This is a genomic window from Streptomyces anatolicus (assembly GCF_019400875.1).
Lineage (GTDB): Bacteria > Actinomycetota > Actinomycetes > Streptomycetales > Streptomycetaceae > Streptomyces > Streptomyces anatolicus.
The window spans coordinates 1-3,682 of sequence record NZ_WMBF01000567.1 but is presented as its reverse complement, the minus strand read 5'-3'; the positions used below and the strand labels follow the sequence as shown (position 1 = coordinate 3,682).

Genomic DNA, 3,682 nt, shown 5'->3' with positions numbered 1-3,682 from the left:
CCCCCCACCAGCCCCGATGGCCGCCGCAGGGGCGGAACCAGCCCCTCCGTGATCGTTTGTGGCTCGTTCGGGGCTCACGCCACCACCCCCTGTGGCCGCTACATTCACCCCCGACCGCACACACAGGACCAGCACCAGGGGGAAACAGGCAATGCTGCGCTCCATAGGGCCCGTAAGCCGCTTCGGCAGATCATTCACGGCGGTGACCGCCACGGCGGCCACCCTGGCGGTCACCGCCATGAGCCTCGCCGCCTCACCGGCGGCCGCGGCACCCACCGCCAAGTCGGCACCCACCGCCAAGTCGGCTGCCGCCGCGACGACGGCCAAGCCCGGCGACACCTGTACGGCGGCCGACCTCGGCACCCGCAAGCCGTACATCAAGTCCACCGAAGTCTCCCCGACGATCACCCACTTCAAGGGCTGGTTCGTCACCGAGGGCACCACCGGCAACCATGTCGTCACCACCAGCACCCAGACGGTCGTCTCGGTCTCCGTCGGCCTCAACGGCAGTGTCGAGGGCGGTTTCGCCACCGCGGTCCTCACCAACGCCGCCTTGAGCCTGGGTCTGGACGTGAAGATCGACGCCTCCTCCACGAGCACCGAGTCGAACGCGGTCACGTGGAACTTCAACCAGGCCGGCTACTACGGCGTCTACAAGGGCACCAAGAAGGTCACCGGTACGTACGCGAGCCTGAACTGCAACCGCGTCCAACAGAGCGGCGGCGGCTGGGCGTTGAAGTGGATCGAGGGCCCCGGCGGCGGCAACTTCACCACCTTCACCACCATGGAGGAAGGCGCGGTGCGCTGCCAGGACAGCGTGCCCGCGAACAGCATCATGGCCAAGGCGCAGGGCCTCCTCGACTGCGGCTCGCCCGCCGCGAAGGCCGATCGCCCGGCGGGTGCGGTGCCGCCTACGGCGAAGCAGAAGCGCGACCGCGTCGCGCAGCGCCAGGCCGCCACCGGCGACAAGGCCGCTGGACAGCCCAAGCTCGCCGGACAGCCCAAGGCCGACGGGCCCGGCGCGAAGGCTGGCGCGCCCATCGCGAAGGCCGATCTCAGCTGCGGGTCCGAGCTCTACAGGATCACCGTGCCCGGCAAGTCCCTCTCCTGGGGCGGGCCGCTCCTCAGGGCCGACAGTGTCCGCCTGCGGCCCTCGACGATCTTCAGCGGCAACCTGGACCAGTGGCGCCTGTGCAACGTGACGGAGCGCGACGGGGTCATCGAGGCGACCCTGTGGAACTTGGGCAACCAGTCGTGCGCCAACATCTTCCCGCAGAACGCGGGCACCGACCAGACGCCCCTGATGATGGAGTCCCCCTGCAGGGAGGACGACCTCCAGCGGTTCTACATCTACCGTGATGTACCCGGCAGCTCGAAGATCGGTGTGCAGAACAAGTACACCGGCTCCATGATGGGCCACGACCGGTACGCGGACGGGGAATCCATACGCCAGTACTCCAGCGGCAGGCAGGACGGTACGGGTACGTACACCCTGAACCGAGTCTGACGGCGCACGCGGTCTGAACGGCGCACGCGCTGTGAGCGGCCCCGCACGAGAATCCGGTGACTTCCCGGTTCCGTGCGGGGCCGCTTTTTGTCGGGCCGAGGGGGATCAGACGGCGATGAACCGTTCCAGTGCCGCCACCACCAGCGCGTGGTCCTCCACCTGCGGCAGCCCCGATACGACCACCGCGCCGATGACCCCCGCGCCCTCCACCGCCAGCGGGAACGCGCCGCCGTGGGCCGCGTAGGCGTCGGGATCCAGGCGGGAAGAGGCCTCGAAGGTGGTGCCCTTGGCGCGGAAGCGGGCGCCGACCAGGTAGGACGAGCAGCCGTAGCGTTCGACGACGCGGCGCTTGCGGGTGATCCAGGCGTCGTTGTCCGGGGTGGAGCCGGGCAGCGCCGCGTGGAAGAGCTGCTGGCCGCCGCGGGTGATGTCGATCGCCACCGGGGCGCGGCGCTCGCGGGCCAGCTCCACCAAGAGGCTGCCGAGCGCCCACGCGTCGTCGTACGTGAAGCGGGGGAGGACCAGGCGGCGCTCCTGGGACTCCAGTTCATCGATAGAGGGGGCTTCGGCGGGAGCGGCAGCGGCGGGGGCGGTCACAGCGTCACCGCCACACCGTCACGGGCCGAGCGGCGCGCGGCCTCCAGGACGTCCAGGGCCGCGGCGGCCTGGAGCGCGGTGACGGGGTTCTCGCCGGTGCCGCGCAGGGCGTCGGCGATCGCGGCGTAGTACGCGGGGTAGTCGCCGGGCAGGCTGGGGTGCGGGCGGCCGCCGCCGGTCAGCGGGGACTCGCCGGAGCCGACCCGGCCCCACATCGACTCGGGCTCCACGCCCCACGGGCTCCCCGTCGCGGGACGCCCGCCGTCGCGCAAGGCCGCCTCCTGGGGGTCGAGGCCGTACTTCACGTACCCCGCCTCGGAGCCGAGGACGCGGAAGCGGGGGCCGAGCTGGGCGGTCGTGGCGCTCACGTACAGGTGCGAGCGGACGCCGTTCGTGTGCGTGAGCGCGATGAACGTGTCGTCGTCGGCCTCCGCGCCCGGGCGGCGGACGTCCGACTCCGCGTAGACGCTCGCCGCGGGGCCGAAGAGGACCAGGACCTGGTCGACGACGTGGCTGCCCAGGTCGTAGAGGAGACCGCCGATCTCCTCCGGGTCCCCGGACTCGCGCCAGCCGCCCTTCGGCCGCGGCCGCCACCGCTCGAAGCGGGATTCGAAGCGCCATACGTCGCCCAGCTCGCCGTCCGCGAGCAGCTGCCGCAGGGTGCGGAAGTCGTTGTCCCAGCGGCGGTTCTGGAAGACGGACAGGAGCAGGCCGCGCTCGTCGGCGAGGGCGGCCAGCTCGCGGGCCTCGGCGGCCGTGCCCGCGATCGGCTTGTCGACGACGACCGGCAGGCCCGCCTTGAGGGCGGCCGTCGCGAGCGATACGTGCGTCTTGTTCGGGGACGCGACGACGATCAGGTCCAGCTCGTCCGCCCGCGTCCACAGCTCGTCGGCCGATTCCGCGCAGCGCAGGCCGTCGCCGAACTCGGCGCGGGCCTGCGCCTGCCGCTCGGGGTTCGACGTCACGACCGTATCGAGGACGAGGCCCTCGGTGGCGGCGATCAGCGGGGCGTGGAAGACGGAGCCCGCGAGGCCGTATCCGACGAGGCCGACGCGGAGGGGGGAGCCTGAGGAGCCTGTGCCTGTGCCAGTCATGCCTTCCACTTAAGCAACGGTGTTGCCAAAGTGCAAGCGAGCGGGACAATGGCCCCGTGAAGTCGTACGTGAACAGGGCGAACCCCGGAGTGAACCTGCCGGCGCTGCGCGGCCACAACGCCGCGCTCGTACTTGACCTCCTGCGCGGGGCGGGCGAGGCGGGCATCAGCCGCCTGGAGCTGGCCGAGCGCACGGGGCTCACGCCGCAGGCGGTCAGCAAGATCACTGCGCGGCTGCGGGCCGAGGGCCTGGCGGCGGAGGCGGGCCGCCGCGCCTCGACGGGCGGCAAGCCGCGTACGGTCCTGCGGCTGGTCCCCGAGGCGGGCCACGCGGTCGGCCTCCACCTGGACCGCGACGAACTGACGGCGGTCCTGGTCGACCTGACCGGCACGGTGGTCGCCGAACGCCACGCTCCCCTCGCCTTCGCGGCGGGCGCGGAGGCCGTGGTGGAGACGGCGGCGGGGGAGGTGCGGGGGCTTCTGGC

The 3,682-nt window shown here is 72.1% G+C and carries 4 protein-coding genes; 2 read left to right on the top strand and 2 right to left on the bottom strand.

From position 1 onward, the window contains the following. Positions 1 to 151 precede the first annotated feature (151 nt). Positions 152 to 1,507 carry a hypothetical protein gene (locus tag GKQ77_RS29620; RefSeq protein ID WP_219692195.1) on the top strand — a complete coding sequence of 452 codons (1,356 nt, stop codon included), beginning with the start codon at positions 152 to 154 and terminating at the stop codon, positions 1,505 to 1,507. A gap of 105 nt (positions 1,508 to 1,612) precedes the next feature. Here the strand turns inward: GKQ77_RS29620 and GKQ77_RS29615 are convergent, their stop codons facing one another. Together GKQ77_RS29615 and GKQ77_RS29610 are read right to left on the bottom strand one after the other, a co-directional pair. After that, positions 1,613 to 2,104: a heme-degrading domain-containing protein gene (locus GKQ77_RS29615; protein ID WP_219692194.1), complete on the bottom strand. Its 492-nt coding sequence runs from the start codon at positions 2,102 to 2,104 to the stop codon at positions 1,613 to 1,615. Continuing rightward, on the bottom strand, positions 2,101 to 3,198 hold the full coding sequence (locus tag GKQ77_RS29610; RefSeq protein ID WP_219692193.1) for a Gfo/Idh/MocA family protein: 1,098 nt from the start codon (positions 3,196 to 3,198) through the stop codon (positions 2,101 to 2,103). The genes GKQ77_RS29615 and GKQ77_RS29610 overlap by 4 nt, the downstream gene beginning before the upstream one ends. A 56-nt stretch (positions 3,199 to 3,254) precedes the next feature. Between GKQ77_RS29610 and GKQ77_RS29605 the strand changes: the two genes are divergently transcribed. After that, the coding region (locus tag GKQ77_RS29605; protein WP_308117823.1) for a winged helix-turn-helix transcriptional regulator at positions 3,255 to 3,682 on the top strand (428 nt) is incomplete at its 3' end.

Coding starts and splice junctions, on each gene's coding strand:
- GKQ77_RS29610 (WP_219692193.1), bottom strand. CDS start 3,198: ATGACTGGCACAGGCACAGGCTCCTCAGGCTCCCCCCTCCGCGTCGGC.
- GKQ77_RS29620 (WP_219692195.1), top strand. CDS start 152: ATGCTGCGCTCCATAGGGCCCGTAAGCCGCTTCGGCAGATCATTCACG.